1 rRNA gene is annotated in these 527 nt (G+C 35.1%); it reads left to right on the forward strand.

The features are described from left to right. Positions 1 to 416 precede the first annotated feature (416 nt). Positions 417 to 527 (forward strand): 16S ribosomal RNA (locus EQG63_RS12155); the annotation flags it as partial.

A 527-nucleotide genomic window follows, 5' to 3' on the forward strand; every position in this document is an offset into this window, starting at 1 on the left:
AAAGTTCTTTAAAATACTGATTCAAATTTAAAAGTGACTGTAAATGAGGGTTTAAAAAAAACTTTCAAAAAAGTTGTAAAAAGATTTGGAAATGGAAAAATAAAGATGTTATCTTTGCACCCCGCAATAGGGGGAGTTCTTAAAAATAATGTGGTCAAAACGGGATGAAAATTTTCTCAAAAAAAAGTTTCAAAAAGTTTTGGTAATTAGAAAAGAGTTTCTACCTTTGCACCCGCAAAAACAACGAAAGAAGTTTAGCGAAAAATAAGAAGACACGTTCATAGACATATTGAATTGACAGCCGTTTTAAATGGAGACATTTAAAACAACAAAAATGAGAGTAAGAAGAATTGAGAGATTCGAAAAAACCTAGCATTCTTTGTCTAAAAAAACGAAGCGAAAGCTTCAACAAATATACGATGAAGAGTTTGATCCTGGCTCAGGATGAACGCTAGCGGCAGGCTTAACACATGCAAGTCGAGGGGTAGGTTACTTCGGTAACTGAGACCGGCGCACGGGTGCGTAAC

This window comes from Flavobacterium amnicola, assembly GCF_004122165.1.
Classification (GTDB): domain Bacteria; phylum Bacteroidota; class Bacteroidia; order Flavobacteriales; family Flavobacteriaceae; genus Flavobacterium; species Flavobacterium amnicola.